Annotated in this window: 3 protein-coding genes; 2 read left to right on the plus strand and 1 reads right to left on the minus strand. The window is 71.1% G+C overall.

All coding sequences use genetic code 11. The annotated features are described in order from the left end of the window. On the plus strand, positions 1–1,118 hold a 1,118-nt coding region (locus AB0J39_RS38520), incomplete at its 5' end, for a cellulase family glycosylhydrolase (RefSeq protein ID WP_363474008.1). A 271-nt stretch (positions 1,119–1,389) separates the two neighbouring features. Continuing rightward, a complete protein-coding gene (locus AB0J39_RS38525; RefSeq protein ID WP_363474010.1) occupies positions 1,390–1,974 on the plus strand; it encodes a hypothetical protein in 585 nt (194 codons plus the stop codon). A gap of 50 nt (positions 1,975–2,024) precedes the next feature. Here AB0J39_RS38525 and AB0J39_RS38530 read toward each other — a convergent pair. Further along, positions 2,025–4,119 (minus strand): glycoside hydrolase family 44 protein (locus AB0J39_RS38530; protein WP_363474012.1); only part of this gene is annotated, 2,095 nt, incomplete at its 5' end.

Consider the following 4,119-nt stretch of genomic DNA (forward strand, 5'->3'; position numbering starts at 1 on the left):
GTCCCAGCCCCAGCCCCAGCCCCAGCCCGAGCCCCAGTCCCAGCCCGAGCCCCAGTCCCAGCCCGAGTCCCAGTCCGAGCCCTGATCCCGGTGGACCCGCGCCGCAGCTGCACGTCTCCGGCAACAAGATCGTGACGGCGGCCGGGAAGCCGTACCGGCTGCTGGGCGTCTCCCGCTCCAGCGGCGAGTTCGCCTGCGTCCAGGGCAAGGGGATGTGGGACTCCGGCCCGGTCGACCAGGCGTCGGTCGACGCGATGAAGAAATGGAACATCCACGCCGTCCGCATCCCGCTCAACGAGGAGTGCTGGCTGGGCACCAACGGCTCGCCCAGCGGCGCCGCCTACCAGCAGGAGGTCAAGGACTACGTGAACCTGCTGGTCGCCAACGGCATCACGCCGATCCTCGACCTGCACTGGACATCGGGCGCCTTCAGCAACGGACCGGACTGGCACTGCAAGGACGCCACCGCGACGTGCCAGAAGCCGATGCCGGACGCGCAGTACGCTCCCCAGTTCTGGACCGGCGTCGCGAAGACCTTCAAGGGCGACAACGCGGTGGTCTTCGATCTGTTCAACGAGCCGTACCCGGAGGTCGGCAGCGACTGGAACAAGACCTTGGGCTGGCAGTGCCTGCGAGACGGCGGCACCTGCACCGGCATTCCCTATGAGGTGGCCGGCATGCAGGACCTCGTCGACGCCGTCCGGGCGACCGGCGCGACCAACGTCCTCATGGTGGGCGGCCTGGAGTGGGCCAACGACATGCGGGAGTGGCTGGCGTACAAGCCGAACGACCCGCTGAACAACATCGCCGCGTCCTGGCACTCCTACAGCTTCAACGCCTGCGCCACGGCGTCCTGCTGGGACACCCAGGTAGCCCCGCTCGCCGCGAAGGTCCCCGTGGTGATCGGCGAGTTCGGCGCGGACAACTGCGGCTACGACTACATGGACCAGCTCACCAAGTGGGCCGACAAGAACGGCTTGTCGTACCTCGCCTGGACCTGGAGCCCGTGGGGCTGCAGCACGGGCGCCGTGCTCATCAAGGACTACGCCGGCACCCCCGAGCCGGGCATCGGTGAGGGCTACAGGGCGCACCTGCTCACCCAGAACCCCTATGCGTGACACCTGTCCCGACCGCAGGTGACACACCGGGACCCGTCACCGCGACGTGGCGGGTCCCCCTGGCCGCTGTCCCCGGCCCATGCCGCCGTCCAGCCTCGAAGAATACGACGTTGCCTGGGAAATCAGCTGCCGGGCCGGCTGACCGGCGCCGCCACGAGGCCGCGAAGCGGTCAGCGGTGGGTGTGGTGGGCGGCGCGGAACGACCGGGTCTGCTGCGACATCGTCACTGAGTGCGATTGTGTCGATGCAAATCGTCACCGATACTCGTCCGGTGGGCACCGCACTGGGGAAGTCGCAGGGTGATTCGGGCACGTCGTGGCAGGACCGGCCACGACGTGCCCGAGGCGTTGGAACGGCGGCAGCCGGCACGCGGCGCCACAGCTACCGCCTGAGGCTCCGCAGGTCGGGAGTCGCGGGAATCGTCGCGGCGGCCGTGCTCCTGGCCTTCCCGTCCCCGTCCGGCGCGGCCGGTGACCGGCCCATCGACTGCCGTGACTGGATGCGGCCCGGCCCCCACACGGTCAGGAACGTCAAGCCCGTGTACTCGCTCACGATCGGCAAGCAGGGCGACGAGGTGGACGTCACACTGTGGCGCGGCGACGCGGGCCCGGGCGGCGAGTGGCACTACTGGGCGGCCCTCACCGGGCGCACCCACCCCGGCGACGCGGTCTGGCTCGAGGTCTGGCCGCCGGGCGGCGGCCCCTGGCATCGGTGCGGCCCCTTCCCGGTGAGCCGCGACGGCCAGGCGGTCTCGTCCCCGATGGCCGTCTGGCGTCGTTTCACCCTCGTCCGCGCCTGCGGCCGCCACCGCGACGTCAAGGCGTGCGGCCGGGACAAGGGTGCGATGGTGGACTGACTCCCGGTGAGGGCCGGCCCCGGGGAGGCCGGCCCTCGCCGATCATCCGGTCAGCTCGTCGCGCAGGGCGAGCCGTTGAGCGTGAACCGCGTGGGCGCGGGGTTGCCGCTGTTGTCCCGGCGGGCGAGGAAGCCGAAGGTCACGCTGCCGCCGTTCGCGGCGATCGTGGCGTTGTAGCCGGCGTTGGTCACCGTGACCTTCGACCCGTTCTGGGTGTAGGAGCCGTCCCACAGCTGGGTCACGATCTGCCCGTTGCCGTACGTCCAGCCGAGCCGCCAGCCCTTGATGGCCGAGGCTCCCCGGTTGACGATCCGGACCCCGGCCTGGAAGCCGCCGGGCCACTGGTTGGTGACCGTGTACGTCACCGCGCAGGCGGCGGCCGGCGTCGGCGAGGAACTGGGCGACGCGGACGGGGACGGGGACGGGCTGGGGCTCGGCGAAGGCGAGGGAGAAGGCGAAGGGCTGGGGGATGGGCTCTGCGAAGGCGAAGGCGAAGGCGAGGCTGATGGCGAGGGGGAGGCTGATGGCGAGGGGGAGGGCGACGGGCCGGTGCCCTCGGGGATCACGACGGTGCTGATCGAGTCGGCGGGGAACGTGCCGGTGAAACCGGCGGCCCCCACCCGCACGTCGGCGTCGCGCCTGATGGCCGACGTGTCGGCCGCGCCGTACCGGTACACCTGGGCGGTCGTCCCGCCGTCGCGTCCCTTCACCGCGACCTCGCTGGTCAGGTCCTCGCCGGTCTTGTTCACCACGACGAGCGTGAGCGCCTTGTCGGAGGCCCGCTCGGCCGCGTACACCGCCAGCTTGCCCTGGTCGGCGCTGGTCGCGCCGACCGCGGTCTCGCCGAACCGGCCGCCCTCGCCGTCGTAGTTCAGGTACATCCGGAAGGCGTACGCGCCGGGCTGGGATGCCGTGGGCGGTCCCCACAGGGTGGCGAGGTCGAGGCCCTCGCGGCCGAAGATGCCGAGGATGTCGGCCTGGGTCAGGGCGCCGTTGATGTGGTCGAGGGCGCCCCAGTTGTACTCGGTGATCGCGGTCTTGGTGCCCGGATACTCGGCGGCCACCAGCCCCTTCATCCGGGGGATGAGCTTGACCTGGGTGCCGATCCAGCTCTCGTCCGTGTACGACGGGTCCCACAGCGCGCGGGTGGAGCGCAGGCGCAGGGCGTCGGTGGCCGGGTCGCCGCCGGAGCCGAAGGCGACGCCGGACGCCTGCGGGTAGAAGTGCTCGTCGAAGTAGTCGAGGACGCGCAGGCCGTGCTCGTCCTCGTACTTCTTCATCTGCCGCAGATACCAGGTGGTGAACGGAAGGCCGCCGCGGATCTCCTTGTCCGGCGGGTTCGACCAGCAGCCGGTCCGGCCGCAGGTCTCCTGGTCGAGGCCGGAGTAGTCCCAGGAGGACCAGCCCCAGCCGACCGGGCCGAGCGTCTTCGCGCCGGGGTCGGCGGCCTTGACGGCGGCGCCGATGAGGTAGGCCTTGTCACGCAGCTCGACCGAGCTCGCGCCCTCGGGGTGGACGTCCCGGTGCGTGCTGTGCCAGATGTCGGGCTCGTTGTCGAGGTTGTAGAACTTCACGCCGCCGGTCGCGGCGGTGCCGTACCTGCCGGTGAGGTGGCCGATCCAGTCCTTCACGTACGCCGCGCCGGCCTCGACGCTCGTGTCGCGGGGGTCGTTCCCGGTGATCTTCGTGCCGTCGGGCTTCACGCCGTCGCCGCAGTCGGGCCGCCACTGGTCGGTCCGCTGCTGCGGGCCGTACTTGGCGACGGAGAACCCGCAGGAGGCGTCGCGGCCCTTGGGAACCCAGCCGATCAGGGGGACCGTGAGGATGGTGTCGGTGCCGGTGCGGCGGTCCTGCTCGACGAACCGGTCGGCCGTGGAGCCGTCCGGCAGCTTCGACGGGTCCGGGTTGTCCTCGGCGATGTTCTCGAAGAACCAGTCGGAGGCGCGGTTGCTGGTGTCGTACAGGTAGTTGTAACGGGTCGTGGCGTTGCCGCCCCACCGGCGCACCGGGAGGCGCAGCTCCTTGGCAAGCGTCTCGTCGGCGAAGTTCATGCCGTAGATGTACGGGCTGATGGGGTGCCGCCCGGTGGTCGTGTCCACCGTCAGCGCCGGGCCTTCGGCGGCCGCCAGTGCGGGCGGCTGTCCG

The sequence above is a fragment of the Microbispora sp. NPDC049633 genome, assembly GCF_040675265.1.
Taxonomy (GTDB): domain Bacteria; phylum Actinomycetota; class Actinomycetes; order Streptosporangiales; family Streptosporangiaceae; genus Microbispora; species Microbispora maris.